Annotated in this window: 16 protein-coding genes; 3 read left to right on the top strand and 13 right to left on the bottom strand. The window is 66.7% G+C overall.

All coding sequences use genetic code 11. The features are described from left to right. Positions 1-50: 50 nt before the first annotated feature. Together E3C22_RS13715 and E3C22_RS13710 are read right to left on the bottom strand one after the other, a co-directional pair. The gene (locus E3C22_RS13715; RefSeq protein ID WP_167591770.1) at positions 51-353 is read right to left on the bottom strand and encodes a cysteine rich repeat-containing protein; all 303 of its coding nucleotides are present in this window, start codon (positions 351-353) and stop codon (positions 51-53) included. Positions 354-355: 2 nt separating this feature from the next. Beyond that, on the bottom strand, positions 356-1,261 hold the full coding sequence (locus E3C22_RS13710; protein ID WP_134762622.1) for a sterol desaturase family protein: 906 nt from the start codon (positions 1,259-1,261) through the stop codon (positions 356-358). A gap of 292 nt (positions 1,262-1,553) precedes the next feature. On the opposite strand from E3C22_RS13710, the gene E3C22_RS13705 reads away from it, so the two are divergent. Further along, entirely contained in the window at positions 1,554-2,273 is a 720-nt protein-coding gene (locus E3C22_RS13705; protein ID WP_134763003.1) for a response regulator, read from the top strand. Beyond that, the gene (locus E3C22_RS13700) at positions 2,274-3,641 is read left to right on the top strand and encodes a sensor histidine kinase (RefSeq protein ID WP_245514989.1); all 1,368 of its coding nucleotides are present in this window, start codon (positions 2,274-2,276) and stop codon (positions 3,639-3,641) included. 106 nt (positions 3,642-3,747) lie between these two features. On the opposite strand, the gene E3C22_RS24895 is transcribed toward E3C22_RS13700, so the two are convergent. The 8 genes from E3C22_RS24895 to E3C22_RS13665 form a co-directional block, all read right to left on the bottom strand. Further along, complete coding sequence (locus E3C22_RS24895; protein ID WP_280987764.1) at positions 3,748-3,870, bottom strand: MFS transporter small subunit; 123 nt, start codon at positions 3,868-3,870, stop codon at positions 3,748-3,750. 17 nt (positions 3,871-3,887) lie between these two features. Further along, entirely contained in the window at positions 3,888-5,294 is a 1,407-nt protein-coding gene (locus tag E3C22_RS13695; RefSeq protein WP_134762621.1) for an L-lactate MFS transporter, read from the bottom strand. 177 nt (positions 5,295-5,471) lie between these two features. Next, positions 5,472-6,728, bottom strand: coding sequence for an OpgC family protein (locus E3C22_RS13690; protein ID WP_134762620.1), 1,257 nt, complete (start codon positions 6,726-6,728; stop codon positions 5,472-5,474). Positions 6,729-6,744: 16 nt separating this feature from the next. After that, a complete protein-coding gene (gene mdoH, locus E3C22_RS13685; RefSeq protein WP_280987761.1) occupies positions 6,745-8,571 on the bottom strand; it encodes a glucans biosynthesis glucosyltransferase MdoH in 1,827 nt (608 codons plus the stop codon). Positions 8,572-8,687: 116 nt separating this feature from the next. After that, positions 8,688-9,005 (bottom strand): hypothetical protein, encoded by a 318-nt coding sequence (locus E3C22_RS13680; RefSeq protein ID WP_134762618.1) that lies wholly within the window; start codon positions 9,003-9,005, stop codon positions 8,688-8,690. After that, complete coding sequence (locus E3C22_RS13675; RefSeq protein ID WP_245514988.1) at positions 9,002-10,633, bottom strand: OpgD/OpgG family glucan biosynthesis protein; 1,632 nt, start codon at positions 10,631-10,633, stop codon at positions 9,002-9,004. The genes E3C22_RS13680 and E3C22_RS13675 overlap by 4 nt, the downstream gene beginning before the upstream one ends. A gap of 90 nt (positions 10,634-10,723) precedes the next feature. After that, positions 10,724-11,749 carry an aldose epimerase family protein gene (locus E3C22_RS13670; protein ID WP_167591769.1) on the bottom strand — a complete coding sequence of 342 codons (1,026 nt, stop codon included), beginning with the start codon at positions 11,747-11,749 and terminating at the stop codon, positions 10,724-10,726. Positions 11,750-11,923: 174 nt separating this feature from the next. Continuing rightward, positions 11,924-12,370, bottom strand: coding sequence for a MarR family winged helix-turn-helix transcriptional regulator (locus E3C22_RS13665; RefSeq protein WP_245514987.1), 447 nt, complete (start codon positions 12,368-12,370; stop codon positions 11,924-11,926). 315 nt (positions 12,371-12,685) lie between these two features. On the opposite strand from E3C22_RS13665, the gene E3C22_RS13660 reads away from it, so the two are divergent. Next, on the top strand, positions 12,686-13,099 hold the full coding sequence (locus E3C22_RS13660) for a dihydrofolate reductase (RefSeq protein ID WP_134762615.1): 414 nt from the start codon (positions 12,686-12,688) through the stop codon (positions 13,097-13,099). 48 nt (positions 13,100-13,147) lie between these two features. Here the strand turns inward: E3C22_RS13660 and E3C22_RS13655 are convergent, their stop codons facing one another. The 3 genes from E3C22_RS13655 to pabB are packed head-to-tail and all read right to left on the bottom strand — an operon-like array spanning position 13,148 to position 15,997. Continuing rightward, entirely contained in the window at positions 13,148-14,017 is an 870-nt protein-coding gene (locus E3C22_RS13655; protein ID WP_134762614.1) for an aminotransferase class IV, read from the bottom strand. Next, the gene (locus tag E3C22_RS13650) at positions 14,001-14,597 is read right to left on the bottom strand and encodes an anthranilate synthase component II (RefSeq protein ID WP_134762613.1); all 597 of its coding nucleotides are present in this window, start codon (positions 14,595-14,597) and stop codon (positions 14,001-14,003) included. The genes E3C22_RS13655 and E3C22_RS13650 overlap by 17 nt, the downstream gene beginning before the upstream one ends. Continuing rightward, complete coding sequence (gene pabB / locus E3C22_RS13645) at positions 14,594-15,997, bottom strand: aminodeoxychorismate synthase component I (RefSeq protein WP_134762612.1); 1,404 nt, start codon at positions 15,995-15,997, stop codon at positions 14,594-14,596. The genes E3C22_RS13650 and pabB overlap by 4 nt, the downstream gene beginning before the upstream one ends. Positions 15,998-16,177 lie beyond the last annotated feature (180 nt).

Raw genomic sequence — 16,177 nt, 5'->3', positions numbered from 1 at the left:
TCGATCGTCTGCAAAGCCCGATGCTGCACTCCAGGCCGGTGGTCTGCCGGTTACTGCGTGGTCTTGCGGGCCTGCGCCGCGGCGGCCTGCATCTTCGGCAGGTTGGCCGCGCAGGCCGGCGAAAGCTGCTTCTCGTGGTCGACGAGGCAGGCGAAGATCCGCCCGCCGCCGCGCGGCACGTCGCTGCAGTAGTTCTGGTAGTCCGGCACGCAGGGTTTCAGCAGCGCCTTCACCTCGGCTCGCGTCATCGCCGTCTGGGCAAGGGCGACGCCGGGGACGAGCCCGCAGGCGAGCGCGCCGACGAGGGCGATGGTCGCCGTGCGCAGGGGGCGCGGGGTGGTGGTCTCGTTCATCGTCATTCTCCTTGGATGATGAAGGGGGTGGGGGCCGTGCGGGGCTTTTCCGCGACGGTTTTCGGCCGGATCGGCGGTCCGGGCGGGGCCAGGACGGCGCGGACGCGCTCGCGCCAGGAGCCGGCATTGCCGAGGTCGCGGCCCATCCGTGCCCATTCGCCGAAGGCGATCTTCAAGGGGTTGAGGCTCGGCTTCACGCCGACGAGGCCGTATCGCAGCGGCTCGTCCTTCGGCGCCTCGGCAAAGGTGCCGAACAGCCGGTCGAAGACGATGAGGACGCCGCCATAGTTCCTGTCGAGACAGGCAGTGTTGGAGGCATGGTGGACACGGTGGTGGGCCGGGGTGTTCAGCACCCATTCGAGCGGGCCGAGCCGCGGCGACAGCTCGGTGTGGGTGAAGAACTGATAGGCGAGGTTGATCGTCAGCATGCCGACGATGGCGATCGGGTGAAAGCCGAGAAAGGCGAGCGGCAGGAAGAACAGGAAGTGGCCGGAGATCGTGCCCGTCCAGCCGAGCCGCACCGCTGCCGTCAGGTTCATCCGGGTCGAGGAATGGTGGACGGCATGGGTCGCCCAGAGCCAGCGGATCCGGTGCGAGGCCCGGTGATACCAGTAGTAGGCGAATTCGGTGAGGAGGAAGAGCGCGCCGAGCCCGAGCGGGCTGAAGGTATCGAAATCGAACAGGCGGTATTGATAGGCGAGAGCAAAGGGCACGGCGAGGAGGCCGGCCTCGAGGGCCCGAAGCGCGCCGTGGCCGATCCAGACGGCAAAGGAGGCGGCCGATTCCTTCAGGTCGTGACCGTCGTGATGGGCCAGCCGCGACAGGCCGTATTCGAGCACGATGAATCCCGTCGCGACGAACAGGATCATGACACGCAGATGCGTGTCGAACGAGGCGGGTGAGAGCATGGGATGCTTTCTTCCGAACGGTTTTGGAAAGGCAGGGCGGGGCCGGGAGCGGCAATGCGGGGGGAGTGCTCCCGGCCCCGGCAGCGTGTCGCAGGCTTTGGCCGGCGGATGCGGGCGGCATCCCTTTTGAAGGACGACCGGCCGGCGACGTCCTGAAGATTGGCGCAGCGATGTCGCCCGAATTTCACCGGCGCCAATCGCTTTGTCGGTCTCCGTCAGCGGCTTGTATCAACGTGTCACAAGCCGCTGAATCGGCTTGCCGGAACGCTTCGCTTCGACCAATCTCGCCGCCATGAACCAGATCGCGACACGCCTTTTGATGGTCGAGGACGACCCGGAGATCAGCCGGCTCGTCTCCGAATTCATGACCCGCGAAGGCTTCGAGATGCATCTCGCCGAGAACGGCGTGGAGATGGACGCGCTTTTGACGCGGCTGCGGCCGGACCTCGTCATTCTCGACCTGATGCTGCCGGGCGAGGACGGCCTGTCGATCTGCCGGCGCCTGAGGCTTGCCGATACCATTCCGATCATCATGCTGACGGCGAAGAGCGACGAGGTCGACCGGGTGGTCGGCCTCGAAATGGGCGCCGACGACTATCTGGTGAAACCCTTCGGGGCGCGCGAACTGCTTGCCCGGGTCCGCGCGGTGCTGCGCCGCGGCCAGGCGAGTGTCGCGCCGCGGGCCAACCGGCGGCTCTCCTTCGAAGGCTTCGTGCTCGATCTCGACGCGCGCGGGCTCGAAATCGCCGAGAGCGGCGAGCCGATCCAACTGACGACCGCCGAGTTCGACCTCCTCGCCTGCTTCGCCCAGCATCCGCGACGGGTGTTGACCCGCGACCAGATCATGGACTTCACCCGCGGCCGCAACTTCGATCCCTTCGACCGGACGATCGACATGCTGGTCTCGCGGCTACGCCGCAAGCTGTCCGCCGTCATTCCCGACGTCAATCTCATCAGCACCGTGCGCAATGGCGGCTATCTGATGACGGTGCCCGTGAAGCAGGTCCTCTGATTGTTCGATCTTCCGAAGGTCACGCTGGCGAGACGCTTCATCGCGACGGTCCTGGTGGCCGTCGTCGCGATCTGGACGGTCATCACCCTCATCTACTACCAGTCCAATGCCACCAACCCCGAAGACAGGCTGCCGCAGCCGGCGCGGATCGCCGCGATCGCTGAGATGCTCGAGGAAGAGAGCGGCGAAGGGCGCGACCGCCTGGTCTCGGTCCTGACGACGCCGGACTTTCTGGTGAAGGTCGTGCCGCAGGGATCGTCGGGCGCCCCGGAGGGGATCGACTGGCAGCCCGTCGAGGCGAAAGCGCTGGCGCACTATGCCGGCGCGCTCGACGGCCGGTCGCTCAGCCTGTTGTGGGAGCCGGTGACGACGATCGGAGCCTCGCCGCTGTTCGAGCGGACGCTGGCGCGCGGGCACCTGTTCTTCCGCATCGGCCTTTCCTCCGGCGACACGCTGTCGATCGAGACGAGGGAGCCGATCCTCGTCAACCGCTACGGTGTGCCGACGGGGCTGGCGGCGGGCACGTTCGGCTCGCTGATCGCGCTCGTGGCGCTCATCGTCATGTACCGCCAGACCCGGCCGCTGAGGCGGCTTGCGGCCGCCGTCGACAGCGTCGATTTCGGCGGCGAGCCGGTGGTGCTGCCGGATGCCCGGCGCAGTGCCCCGGAGATCCGAGCGGTGATCCTGGCCTTCGACAGGCTGCAGTCGCGGCTCTCGGCGATGCTCACGGCGCGCCTTGCGCTGATCGGCGGCATCTCCCACGATGTCAGGACCTTCGCGACGCGGTTGCGGCTGCGGGTGGACGCGATCCCCAGCGAAGTGGAGCGCGAGCGCGCCATCGCCGACATCAGCGACATGATCCGCCTGCTCGACGACGCGCTGGTGGCCAGCCGCGCCGGGGCGGGGGTGCTCGGCCAGGAAATGGTCGAATTCGCCGAGATCGTCGAAAAGGAGGTCGAGGCGCGCCGGATCGAGGGCGGCCGGGCCGACCTTAGGGTCGGGGCTTCGGCACGCGACGCGCTCGTCCTCGGCGATCGGCTGGCACTGCGACGGGTGGTCGCCAATCTCATCGACAATGCACTGAAATACGGCCACGCCGCCCATGCCATGGTGGCGATCGACGATGAATGGCTGGCTCTCTCGGTCGCCGACGAGGGGAAAGGCATTCCGCCGGAGCAGCGCGCTCTGATGCTGGAGCCTTTCGCCCGCATGGAGACGTCGCGCAACCGGCGCACCGGCGGGGCGGGCCTCGGCCTTGCCATCGCCCGCAGCCTCGCCGAGGCCCATGGCGGCAGGATCGAGATCGGCACGGCGCCGAAGGGCGGCGCGCTGCTGACGCTCTGGCTGCCGCTGTTCAGGCCCGAATGAACGAAAACGGGACGCGGCCTCGTCGGACGCGTCCCGCGTGTTTGATGAAACTGTGCCTGTCGGCGCCCCCTGCCGGCGCTATGCGCCGGGGAAGGCATCCGAGCCGCTACTGGAACAGGGCCAGCGCGTTCAGGAGCGTCATGATGATCCCCCAGGCAAGGGGGATCCCGACGAAGGCCCAGGCGAGGGCGAGCTTGCCGGTGCTGGTCGTGGTGGTGTTGTTATCCATGATGATCGATCTCCCCCTCAGGCCCGGCTGGGCTCGGGTTCAGCTTCCATGTGATGGCGCTCGTCCACCGGCGACATCATGAAGTTGAGGACGAAGCCGATCGCCAGCAGACCGGCCATGATGTACATCGTCACCGTATAGGCATCGGCCTTCGGCACGCCCGAATTGATCTGGTACTGGCGGATGTAGTTGACCAGGACCGGACCGACGATGCCCGCCGCCGACCAGGCCGTCAGCAGCCGGCCGTGGATGGCGCCGACATACTGGTTGCCGAAGACGTCCTTCAGATAGGCCGGGATGGTGGCGAAGCCGCCGCCATACATCGACAGGATGATGCCGTAGAACAGCACGAAGAGGACGATCGAACCCATCTGCCCGGTGGTCGGGACGAGGGCGTAGAGGATGATGCCGAGCAGGAAGAAGATCATGTAGGTGTTCTTCCGGCCGATATAGTCCGAGGTCGTCGCCCAGAAGAACCGTCCGCCCATGTTGAACAGCGACAACAGGCCGACGAAGCCGGAGGCGGCCGCGGCGGTGATCAGCCCGGGGAACATCTCCTGGCTCATCAGCGAGGCCTGGCCGAGAACGCCGATGCCGGCGGTCACGTTGAGGAACAGGACGCCCCAGAGCAGCCAGAACTGGCGGGTCTTCAGCGCCTCGTCGACATGGACGTTGGCGGTGGTGATCAGGCCTTTCGACTGCTTCGGCGGCACGTAGCCGGCCGGCAGCCAGCCCTTGGCCGGGACGCGGACGATCAGGGCGCCGACCATCATGTAGATGAAATAGACGATGCCGAGGACGACGAAGGCACCGGCAACGCCCGGCACGGCAGGCGTGTCGCCGGCAGCAGGAGTTCCGAACAGGCTCATCAGGCGGACCGAGAGCGGCGAGGCGATGAAGGCGCCGCCGCCGAAGCCCATGATGGCCATGCCGGTCGCCATGCCTGGCCGGTCGGGGAACCAGCTCATCAGCGTCTTCACCGGCGAGATGTAGCCGAGGCCGAGGCCGCAGCCGCCGAGGACGCCATAGCCGAAATAGACCAGCCAGAGCTGGCCCCAGGCGACACCCAGCGCCGAAACGATGAAGCCTCCGCCGAACAGCGCCGCGGCCGTCGCCATGGTCATGCGCGGGCCGACCTTCTCGACCCAGGCGCCGCCGAAGGCTGCCGCGAGGCCGAGGAAGAGGATGGCGATCGAGAAGATCCAGCCGACATCGGCGATCAGCTGATCGACCTGGGCGGGATCCGACGCGAGCAGCGTCGCGATCGGCTTATTGAAGACCGAAAAGGCGTAGACCTCGCCGATGCACAGATGCACGCAGAGCGCCGCGGGCGGCACCATCCAGCGGTTGAAGCCGGGCTTGGCCACGGTCCGCTCACGCGCGAACCACCCCCCTTGCGATGCATTTCTGGCTTGATTTGCCATCTATTTTTCCCCTCCCTGAGACAGGACAAAGCGGCGCGACTCTAGTCCGATTTCCTCAGAGCACAAGACGGTCGAGGCCCCTTCGCAAGTCGGGATTGCGTCGAAGTCGAAGATCGCGGGTGGAGGAAGCCGCCTGACGAATCAGAGATCTGCGGGCAAGGGCTCGCGCCGCTCCGGTCAGGAAGCCGGTTCGAGCCTTGTCGCCGCAGGGTTGTCGCCGCTTCGCGCGACGCTCGGGCGGACCGCATGGGAAGCCGGCCTCGCGCCGAGCGGCACGCTTGCCCGCGTCGGGTCGACGGCGCGGCCGGCGACGGGGCCGAGCGCGACCTTCTGGGCGACGGCCCACCAGTCGAGGAAGCGCGCCATGGCGAACTGCACGCCGATACCGCCGGCGATCAGCAGCGTGTCGGTGAGGAAATGCGGCTCGGCGTCGAACTTGATGACCTGGCAGATGAGCGCCAGCGTCGTGCCGGTGGCGAAGATCGGCAGCGAGTGACGGCCCAGCATGGCGAAGGGATTGTCGCGTGTCACCGTCGAGAAGGGTGAGGTCCGCGCCGCATTGGCGAATATGTAGATGATGGCGACGACATGCAGCAGCCGCGGCAGGCTGACATAGGTCTTGTCGAAGCCGCTCACCAGGACAGGGAAGGGCAGGGCGCCCCACCAGGACCAGAGGCTGAACCGCACGGTGATGAAGGCGATCAGGCAGTAGCCGGCAGCGAGCGCCATCAGCCACGGCTTGAACGGCACCGAATAGCCCCGCTCGATCCGCTGGAAGCCGCAATAGAGGCCGAGGGCGAAGATCAGCTGCCAGGCAATCGGATTGAAGAACCAGCCGCCGGGCAGCGGATAGTTCGGCAGGTCGATCTCGAAGACATAGGCGAGCAGCCAGACCGTCGCCGAGACCGCCAGCATCAGGTTGAGGCCGATCCGTGCCAGCACCAGCAGCGCCGGCAGCATCAGGAGCAGCACCGCATACATCGGCAGGATGTTCACATAGCCGAGCTGATGGGAGAGAGTGGCAAAGCCGACCATCGTCTCGATCGGCGCGGCGACGAGCTGCGACAGGCCGATCCGCGACAGGAGCTCGCCTTGGCCGAGCGCCAGGGCGCCCCAGGCGAAGATGCCGAGCGCCAGCACCGTCAGCATGAACTGGACGAGGACGAGCACGCCGGCGCGCCGCCAGGCTTTCAGCGTCGCCACCAGCTGGTGCCCGGCGAGGAACAGCCTTCCATAGGCATAGGCCGAGGCGAAGCCGGCGAGGAAGACGAACAGCTCGGCAGCGTCGGAAAAGCCGAAATTGCGCGAGGTGAAGTTCTCGTAGAGATTGCCGGGCACATGGTTGATGAAGATCATCACCAAAGCGATGCCCCGCCAGAAATCGACGCGATGGTCACGGCCCGGTCGGGCAGGGTGCGAAACAGCGATGTTCATCTATTTGTCGTAGGACTCAGGCCGGATCTGGCAACCCTTCGGTGCGCTCCATGGCGGCTTTCCGGGGGCGGGCCGCGGCGTCCAGCGTTGCCAGCCGGCTCCGCCAGTGCGAACTCGCCCGGATCACCGATTCCGGGTGCGCCTCGAAAGGCGTGGTGAAGAGACCGAGGCGCCTGAGGCCGTCGCCGAGCACGGGATTGCCGGTCAGGCTGATCATCAGCGGCGCTGCCACGAGAGGCAGGGCGATGGGCAGCGTCCAGAGCACCAGATCGGGAGCGTAGGCGTAGGAGGCATAGAGCACGGCGGCGCCGCTCAGCACCATCCACCAGGAGGCGCGGAAGGCGACCGAAACCGGCATGTGATCGTCGTCGCGGTCGGTCGAGGGCCAGCCGGCATCGGCACCGACGAGGATCTCGTAGACCGCCTTGGACTGGAACATCATCATGATCGGCGCGAGGATGCTGGTCAGGATCAATTCGACGAAGGCGCCGGCGAGGACGAGGCCGGTCCCGCCGAAGGATTTCCGCCGCTCGGTGAAAGCGGAACCGAAGGCGATCAGCGTCTTCGGCAGAAGCAGGAGGACGAAGATGCCGAAGAGGAGGAGCAGCGCCTTGTTGGTCTCGGCCTGCGGGAACACCGGAAACAGCGAATTGGCGGGGAAGTAGTTCGGCTCGGGCGCCAGCACCGGGTCGAGCAGGCTGACGATCAGGAACATCAGCCAGATCGGCGAGGCGAGATAGGCCATGATGCCGGCGATCAGCGAGATGCGGCTCCAGGACTTCAGCCCCGGCGCCGGCAGGAGCCGCGCATGCTGCAGATTGCCCTGGCACCAGCGGCGGTCGCGCTTGGCATATTCGATGATGTTGGAAGGGGCTTCCTCGAAGGAGCCCTCGAGATCCGGATCGACCCGCACCTTGTAGGCGGCGCGGGCGAGGAGCGCTGCCTCGACATAGTCGTGGCTGAGGATGTGGCCGCCGAAAGGCGGCTTGCCCGACAGGGTCGGCAGGCCGCAGCTCGCCGCGAAAGCCCGGACGCGAATGATCGCATTGTGGCCCCAGAACGGCCCCTCATGGCCCTGCAGGGCGGCGATGCCGCGGGAGAAGATCGGCGAGAACAGCGCGGCGGAAAACTGCAGCGCCCGGCCGAAGGGGGTCCTGCGGCCGATGATCAGCGGCTGGCTCTGCAACAGCGCCAGTTCGGGATCCTCGTCCATGCGGCCGACCATCTCGACGATCGTGTCGGCCCGCATCAGGCTGTCGGCGTCGAGGATCAGCATGTAGTCGTAGGCGCCGCCGTGATTGGTGACGAAATCGGCGATGTTGCCGGCCTTGCGACCGACATTCTGCTCGCGGTTGCGGTAGTAGAGGCGGCCGGCGGCGGCAAGGTCGGCGACCAGCATGTCGTGGACGCGGCGCTCCTCGGCGACGTTCTCCGCCTTGGTGGAATCCGACAGGATGTAGAAGTCGAAGCGCTCGAAGTCCGGCGAGCGCCGGAGCTCCTCGTACATCGCGGCGACCCGGGCGAAGACCGCCCTGACATCCTCGTTGTAGACCGGCATCAGCACGGCCGTGCGGGAGGTCGCGACGGCGGGACGCCTCTCAGGATGGGGCAGGCGATCGCGGCTGAAGATGCCGACCAGGGCAGTGTTGAACCCCCAGGATAGCCAGATGCAGCAGACGAAGAGAAGCCCGATCTGCACGAAATGCAGATCCGTGATGCCGTTCGTCGTGACCACGACGAAAAACAGCCAGGCCGCAATGGCGGCGAGCACCAGTGCGGCAAAGACGAACAGCAATCGCTTCAGCGCCATCGCGGCTTCGCTCCTATCGTCCGGGGCCGGCACTCATGCGGCAACCGCAACTGTCCTGCCGCCGGTCAAGGCGTCGAAAAACCACGCCCGGCCGCCGCTATGGGCGGACCGGCGCGAGCAGAGGCTCCGCGAGGCGCGAAGCGCCGGCGTCACCGACGCGCCCAGGAAAAGCGCAGGCTCGAAAGGCCGAACCCGCGACGCTGGGCTTCGCGGTGAAGCGGCTGGGTCGGCATCGCCAGCCTGACATTGGGAGCCGGGACCTTGATGGTCCGCATGAACGAGATCGCCTCCCGGTCGCCCGCCATGGCGGCGCCGATCAGGCTTTCGGCATCCTCGGAACGCTCGTTTGAGGCGAGCCGCTCCTTCAGCGCGTCGATGACGACGTCGTCGGAAAGGTCTGCCCGGCCGATGATGGCACCGCAGTTCATGTCGTCACGAACGGAGAGATCGTTTGCGAGGGTCGTCATGTTTTACTGGTCCATTGGTAAAGCCACGTTTCGCTTACAATGCGCTGCAGCATGGAAAGTTTCACGCGAAGCTCGACCGGTTGCGAATCTTCTCGCTCGATCTCGAGCGAGAGGCGCCAGCCACCGTCCGGCAGCCGGGAAAGGCTGCTGTCGAGAAGGCGCGCATTCGAGGGAATGTCGACCTGCGGCTCGAGCTTGGCGTCGGGCGGCAGATTGTGGATCGAGCCGCCCTGAAAGTTGATCGCGAAGCGCCGGCTGGTCGGATTGTCCTTGGCCTCTGCGGCATTGCCGCCGATCCCCACATAGGTACCCGATACCCGCGCCATCAAGGTCGGGTCCTCGGTCGACAACCCCCACAGCATCCGGTAGCGGAACTCCATCGCCTTGCCGGCGGTGGCCTTTTCCTCGGGCACCCAGAAGGCGACGATGTTGTCGTTCGCCTCGGAATCCGTCGGGATCTCGACGAGTTCGATCGTCCCGTTGCCCCAGTCGCCCATCGTCTCGATCATCAGCGACGGGCGAAGGTCGTAGCGGGCCTCGGTGTCCTGGTAGTGGCTGAAGTCGCGATCCCGCTGCAACAGGCCGAAGCCGCGCGGATTGCTCTCCTGGAAATAGGACAGCGCCAGCGTCTCGGGATTGTTCAGCGGCCGCCACAGCTGCTCGCCCGTCGCCCGGACGATGAACAGGCCGTCGCTGTCGTGGACCTCCGGGCGGAAGTCCTCGTGGTCGCTGTGGTCGTTCTCGCCGAAGGTGTACATCGAGGTCAGCGGCGCGATGCCGAGACGGGTGATGTCGGTGCGCGGATAGAGCCGGCAGGTCGTCTCGATCGTCGTCGTGTCGCCGGGAGCGATGACGAACAGGAAGGCGCCGGTGAGGCTCTGGCTGTGCATCTCCGCCATGATGCGGATCGAACTGTCGGCCGGCTGCGGCTGGTCGATGTAGAAGGCGGTGAAGCGCGGGAACTCCTCGGTCTCCGAGGTCGCCGTGTTGATCGCCAGGCCGCGGGCCGAGAGGCCGTAGCGGGTGCCCGTGCCCAGCGCGCGAAAATAGCTCGCTCCGAGGAAGGTGACGAGCTCGTCGAAATAGTCCGGCCGCTGCAGCGGCGCATGGATGCGGAAGCCGGCGACGCCGCCGAGATTGAGCGACTGGAACTGCGAGGGATCGAGCGGCGGGCGATATTCGAAGTCGGAGGCGTCGAAGACGTGCTGTTCGTAGACGCCGCCGGTGCCGATGAAGATCTTCGTCGTGTCCTTGAACACCCAGCCCGGATAGAAGGCCTGGAGGTGGAACTCGCCGGCCTCGGCGCGCCACAGCGCCTGCTCGGGACGAAAGCGGATCGCCCGGTGCTGGTCGTAGGAGAGGTTGGCGACGCTATCCGGCAGATCGGATTCCGGCGCCGCATAGTCCTGCTTGGCGGCCTCCTGCATCTGCGCCGACAGGGCGTCGAAGCTGAAGGGCTTTTCCTGCGATCCGACGACGGCCTTGGAGGCGCCGGAAGGCTGTTGCGTCTGGTCCTGGGCGCCGGCCTTTCGCGGTGCCACGAGGCTGCCCGGAAAGACCGCACCAAAGGCGGCGGCGAGGCCCAGCTTGAGGGTCGTCCGACGGGACTCGTTACGCGGAATTTTCACGGCAAACATCTGTTTTGGCGGTGGAAGTTCGGGGCGACGTTATCTGCAAACCGGATCGTTGAATAGCTGTGCTGCGGTGCAGCGAGAAAATTATTCGGCGCTTCCGCGAGCCTGGTTTTCCGCCACGGTCTGCTCATGCGGCATATCAGATGAACCGACGATGAACCGGTAGCGCGAAATGCTTCTATAAGTCTCGCCGGGCAGGAGCATGGCAGAGGGAAAACTCGGCCGGTTGGGAGCGTCCGGCCAGGTCTGCGGCTCGAGCGCGAGACCGGCGAAGGCTTCGATCGGCCGCCCTACCGCATCGCTCTGGGCACCATCGAACTTGGCGCCGTCATAGACCTGCAGCCCGGGCTCGGTGGTTGAAAGTTCGAGCGTCCAGCCGGAGCGCTGCGAATGAAGGCTGGCGGCCAGGCGCGGCTCGGCGGCACGCTGCGAGGCGAGGCAGTAATTGTGATCGAGGCCTTGCGGCCGCTCGGCGAGAAGTCGGCCGCCGCGAAAGTCGAAGCGGGTGTTACCAACGGCGGCGATCTCGCCGGTCGGAATGGTGGTCTCGTCGATCGGCAGGTAGCGGTCGGCGGCGAGCGTCAGCCGGTGGTCGAGAATGTCGCCGGAGCCGGCGAGGTTGAAGTAAAGATGGGAGGTGAGGTTGACGATGGTCGGGCTGTCGGCCTCCGCCTCGTAGGCGATCTCGAACTCGTCGCCGGAAAGGACCGTGAAGATCGCTCTCGCCTCGATCGAGCCGGGATAGCCCTCGTCGCCGTTTTCGGACTGCAGCGCCAGGACCGCCCGCGAGGGCTCGCGCGATGCGACCTCCCATCGGCGTACCGAAAAGCCGCCGGGGCCGCCATGGAGATGATGCGGCCCGTCATTGACCGGAAGAGAGAAGTCGCGGCCGTCGAACGCGAACCGGCCGAAGGCGATGCGATTGGCAAAGCGCCCGACGCTCGCCCCGACATAGGCCTTGTTGGCGGCGCCATAACCGGAAGGCGCCAGCCCGAGCACCATCGAATGGGCGGCGCCCTTCGGCCTGAGGCTGGCGATGGAGGCGCCATCCGTCAGGATGTCGACGGCCATGCCGTCCTTTGCGATGGTGATGCTCGCTGCGTCGTCCAACCGCGCGCCCCGTCTGCCCGTTCCCCGACGGTGGCAGTAGATAGGGCTTCAGCCAGAAAGCCGTAGCGGCAGGTGGTCGAAGATCGCAATTTTTTGGCGGGTGGGCGGTGTCTTCGAACGCCCCTGTCACGACGGCACGAGGCGGGGCGGCGGCCGGAAATACCGGCGGGCGGATCAGCGGAGGCGGCGGAGCTTCTGGCTGAGAATGTCGCCGGCGCGGTAGAGCGAGTCGTCCAGAATGGAGATCTCCTCCTTGCTCAGCGCCGAGGTGAGGTCCGCCTCGAGCTTGTGCCAGATCTCGCGCACCCGGCGCTGGGCCTCGAGACCGGCCGGCGTCAGATGCACCATGGTGCGCCGTGCGTCGCGGGCGTTGGAGGAGCGGGTGACGAGGCCGCGCTCGATCAGCCGGTCGAGCATCTTCGAGACGGTGGAGGGGCGCACCGCGAGAAGCTCGGCGAGGGTGGAGACATTGACCGGATTTTCCACCTCGAGCCGGTCGAGCAGCTGATCCTGCCCGGGATGGAGATCGATCTCCGCCAGGAGGATGGTCAGGAAGGCCCGGGTCGATTTGGCGATCGACAGCAGGGACGGCACAATGACGGGAGGTGACTCAGTGAGCATTCGTGGCATTTTCCGCGGTCATCTCGATGGGAATCTCTTCCCGGCTTATGGAGCCATTGGGCGCACGCGTTCTTTTAAATGTTTTACGAATCGTCGACTGGACTGAGCGATCCGGGGCTTTCAGGCAGCGAAAATGCCCCGTGAGGCTGCCCGTTGACGCTTCGTGCCCATACACAATAGGCGTTCGAGCCGACGTGGCGAATCGGTGGCAGGCAAAACCTGGCCAGCGAACGGCCCTAAGAATATAGGCCGAAACCGGCGATGCCAGTGTCGGATGCGGATTTGCCCGGAAAAGTTGCGGGAAAGGGTGAGAGCTTGGCGGATGTGAGAGTGATCTGCGCGATCGGCCGCAGCGGGCAGCTGGGCCTTGGCGGCGGCATGCCCTGGGAGGGGCGCCCGGAGCGGGCGTTTGTCGAGGATGTCGAGCGCTTCTTCGAGATCACCCGCGGCCATGTCTTGATCGCCGGGCCGAAGACCGTCGCCTCCTTTCCGGATTTCGCCCATCGGGAGCGGACCATCGTCGAGATCCGTTCCACCGAGGAACCGGAAGCGGTTCTGGCGCAGTTTCGGGGCCGGGTCGTCTATATCGGCGGCGGGCCGTCGGTCTGGACCGCCTATGCCCGCTTCGTCCGGCACTGGGACATCAACACGCTGCCCTATGACGGCGAGGCCGACACCTGGTTCGATCCCGCCTGGCTGATTGCGGGAGGGACTGCCCACCGGCAGTGAATGCGCGCTGGGAGCGATGGCCCGCGGCAGTAAAGGCAGGCCGGCCTTTCAGCCGGCGACCACTGCGCCGAGATCGCGCGGGTCGCGGCCGCACTCTGAAGCAATCGCCTGGCAAAGACGCTCCGACAGCCTCGTCACGACGTCGCTCTGCGGCAGCGTTTCGCCGTCGAGCCGGCTGACCGGCGCGATCAGCCGCAGGCTGTTGGTCGCGAAGAGAGGCCGCCCGGCAATGGCGGCGGGGTCGAGTTCCGTCTCCTCGACCGTCAGGCCGGCGGCGCCGGCATTTCCCAGGATCCATTTGCGGGTAATGCCGTCGAGGACGCCTTCGCCGAGCCGCGGCGTCAGCAGGCGCTCGCTTTCGACGACGAAGAGATTGGCAAGGGCGGTGGAAGCGAGCCGCCCCTGGCCATTGAGGAACAGGGCGTCGTCGGCGCCTCGCGCTTTGGCGTCGCGGCTGGCGATGACGGCGTCGAGATAGGCGAGCGACTTCAGCCGCGACGTCGGCGAGGTCTCGTTGCGCCGGATCGCCGTCGTGGCTAGGCTGATCGGCCGGAACATCGTGGCCGAGGCAAGCGGCGCGACGCTGCCGAGGACCGTCGGATGCGGCTCTTCGGGAAGAGCGAGGCCCCGCGGCCCCGGACCGCGCGTCACCGTCAGGCGGATCGCGCCGTCGCCGCAGCGTTCCGCGAGCGCCTGCATCGCTTCGCGCAGGCGCGCCGTATCGGCGGGGATGCCAAGGGCGGAACAGGCGGCGGCGAGGCGTAAGAGATGGTCCTCGCCGCGAAACACCCGGCCGGCGACGACGAGGGCGGTGTCGAAGACGCCGTCGGCAAGGAGCAGCCCGCGATCGCTGGCGTGAAGCGCGCTCTCGGCCGGCCGGAACGCGCCGTTCAGCCAGATCTCAGCGGCGGGCGTCATGGAACCTCCGGGCAAGATCGAGGAAATTGCCGATCATCCGGTCGCCGTCTTCGGTGAGGACGGATTCGGGGTGAAACTGCACGCCATAGGTCGGGTGATCGAGGTGGGAGAGCGCCATGATCTCGCCCTCGTCGGAGCGGGCGTCGACGGCGAGGAAGCGCAGCATTTCCGGCGTTTCCTCGACGATCAGCGAGTGATAGCGCCCGACGGGCGAGCCGGCGCCGATGCCCGCGAGAACGCCGGCTCCGTCGTGGCGGAGAGGCGAGGCGCGCCCGTGCATCGGCCGGATCGCCCGGGTGACCCTGCCGCCGAAGACTTCGCCGATCACCTGATGACCGAGGCAGACGCCGAGGATCGGCAGGCGACCCGACATCCGTCTGACGAGATCGAGCGAGATGCCGGCATCCTTCGGGGCGCAGGGGCCGGGCGAGACGACGACGGCGTCCGGCGGCTCGGCAAAGATCGCATCGACCGTGATCGCGTCGTTGCGGCGGACGCTCGCCTCGGCCCCGCGCCGGACGAAGTAGCGCGCGACGTTGAAGACGAAGCTGTCGTAATTGTCGATGACGAGGACCTTCACCCGCCGTCCTCCCCAGGGGACGCACCGAAGGCGGCGAAGACCCGCGTCGCCTTGGTGAAGGTCTCTTCATATTCGGCGGCAGGGTCCGAGAGGACGGTGATGCCGCCACCGGCGGAGAGCTTCGCGGTTCCCGACTCGAAACTCACCGTGCGGATGGCGATGTTGAGGTCCATCGAGCCGTCGAAACCGAGATAGCCGAGCGAGCCGCAATAGGCGCCGCGGGCGGTGTTCTCGATCTCGGTGATGATCTCCATCGCCCGGATCTTCGGCGCCCCGGTGATCGAGCCGCCGGGAAAGGCCGCGGCAAGAAGGTCGGTCGCGTCGCGGCCCTCCGCCAGCCGGCCGGTGACGACCGAGACCAGATGATGGACCGCGGCATAGCTTTCGAGGCCGCAGAGCACCGGCACCTCGACCGAATCCGGCTCGCAGACCCTTGCGATGTCGTTCCGCAATAGATCGACGATCATGACGTTTTCCGCCCGGTCCTTCTCCGATGCGAGGAGCGCCTCGGCGAGGCGCGCGTCTTCCTTCGCGTCAGCGGAGCGCTTCGCAGTGCCCTTGATCGGCCGGGCCTCGACCGTGCGGCCGGCAAGGCTGAGGAAGCGCTCGGGCGAGGAAGAGGCGATCTTGAGGTCGCCGAAGTCGAAATAGGCGCCGAAGGGAGCGGCGTTGGTTTGCCGAAGCTTCAGATAGAGTGCGAAGGGATCGAAGCCGCCCGGAAGCGCCGAGCGGAAGGTCTGGGCGATGTTGGCCTGGAAGATGTCGCCGTCGAGGATGTATTCGCGCACCCGCTCGATGCCGCTGCGATAATCGCGGGCAAAGAAGTTCGACCGCCAGTCGAAGCCGGCCGGGATCTCCGCGTCACCGGCCGAGGCGGCAAGCGGCGTCGAAAGGGCTTCCTCGAAGCGGTCGAGGCGATGTCGCGCGCGGTCCTCGCGGGCCTGCTCGCCGGTCTCCGGATGCCCCGAGGAGACGAGGATCGCGCGGGCTTCGGCAAGGTCGAAGGCGAGCACCGTGTCGTAGAGGCCGAGGCGGATGGTCGGCCGCGCCGGGTCGAAATCGGCCGGCTTCGTCAGGCGCTCGAGATGATGGGCGAAGTCATAGGCGATCATTCCCATCGCGCCGCCCTGGAATGGCGGCAGGCCGAGCAGCGTCTCGGCCGGGTATCGCGCGAGGACCGCCTTCAGCGCCGCAAGCGGCGGGCCGGTCAGCCGCTCGCCGCCGAGCATCGCGCCATCGGCATCGACGGTGAAGACCGCGAAGGGGTCGGCGGCAACGTAGGCGTAGCGGCCCAGCGAGGGATGCGCCATGGCGCTGTCTAGAAAGCCGAGCATGCCGAGCGGCCGCAATCTTTCGGCGGCGACTTCCGGTGCCAGAAAGCGAATCTCGCGGGTCCACATGGCCTCGACTTGGACAGGAGTTTCGGCGGGCCGTCAAACCTCAGAAACGCGCGAGAAAAGGCGCGGGGCCCGGCCGCCGGGCTGTGACGGCGAACACATCTGATTGATCGCATTTGGTCTTTTCTGTCGCGGCGACAGATGCCCTCGACAGTTAAGGCAGGCAAGACCCTGCCTGGAATC

Origin of the sequence: Jiella endophytica, assembly GCF_004519335.1 — a bacterium.
GTDB classification, from domain to species: Bacteria; Pseudomonadota; Alphaproteobacteria; order Rhizobiales; family Rhizobiaceae; genus Jiella; species Jiella endophytica.
The sequence above is the reverse complement of the archived record's forward strand: the minus strand, read 5'-3'. Positions and strand labels throughout refer to the sequence as shown.

Coding starts and splice junctions, on each gene's coding strand:
- E3C22_RS13695 (WP_134762621.1), bottom strand. CDS start 5,294: ATGGCAAATCAAGCCAGAAATGCATCGCAAGGGGGGTGGTTCGCGCGT.
- E3C22_RS13705 (WP_134763003.1), top strand. CDS start 1,554: ATGAACCAGATCGCGACACGCCTTTTGATGGTCGAGGACGACCCGGAG.
- E3C22_RS13665 (WP_245514987.1), bottom strand. CDS start 12,370: ATGCTCACTGAGTCACCTCCCGTCATTGTGCCGTCCCTGCTGTCGATC.
- E3C22_RS13690 (WP_134762620.1), bottom strand. CDS start 6,728: ATGAACATCGCTGTTTCGCACCCTGCCCGACCGGGCCGTGACCATCGC.
- E3C22_RS13680 (WP_134762618.1), bottom strand. CDS start 9,005: ATGACGACCCTCGCAAACGATCTCTCCGTTCGTGACGACATGAACTGC.
- pabB (WP_134762612.1), bottom strand. CDS start 15,997: ATGTGGACCCGCGAGATTCGCTTTCTGGCACCGGAAGTCGCCGCCGAA.
- E3C22_RS13710 (WP_134762622.1), bottom strand. CDS start 1,261: ATGCTCTCACCCGCCTCGTTCGACACGCATCTGCGTGTCATGATCCTG.
- E3C22_RS13655 (WP_134762614.1), bottom strand. CDS start 14,017: ATGACGCCCGCCGCTGAGATCTGGCTGAACGGCGCGTTCCGGCCGGCC.
- E3C22_RS24895 (WP_280987764.1), bottom strand. CDS start 3,870: ATGGATAACAACACCACCACGACCAGCACCGGCAAGCTCGCCCTCGCC.
- E3C22_RS13715 (WP_167591770.1), bottom strand. CDS start 353: ATGAACGAGACCACCACCCCGCGCCCCCTGCGCACGGCGACCATCGCC.